Consider the following 291-nt stretch of genomic DNA (forward strand, 5'->3'; position numbering starts at 1 on the left):
ACCGCTACAACGATGCAGTGATCCGTAACCTGGTCATCCGTCGCGAAGAAGCCGTTACCGGCCAATCCGAGATGCTCAAGGCTGAAGAAAACCGCAGTGAGCGCCGTGAGCGTCGCGACCGTCCTGAGCACTCCGACGCCGAAGGCGTTGACAGTGATGACAGCGACAACAGCGATAACGCTGACGAGTAATCCACGGACCTTTTGAGGAGCCTATTACATGGCACGTTTCTTCCGTCGTCGTAAATTCTGCCGCTTCACCGCTGAAGACGTGAAAGAGATCGATTACAAA

General features: G+C 54.6%; 2 pseudogenes. Both read left to right on the top strand.

The window, feature by feature from the left end:
• Positions 1-191 (top strand): annotated as a pseudogene (locus tag ACIOYV_RS24525) (30S ribosomal protein S6); the annotation flags it as partial.
• A gap of 28 nt (positions 192-219) precedes the next feature.
• Positions 220-291: pseudogene (gene rpsR / locus ACIOYV_RS24530) on the top strand (30S ribosomal protein S18); the annotation flags it as partial.

Source organism: Pseudomonas sp. NPDC087342 (assembly GCF_044744265.1).
GTDB lineage: Bacteria > Pseudomonadota > Gammaproteobacteria > Pseudomonadales > Pseudomonadaceae > Aquipseudomonas > Aquipseudomonas nunensis.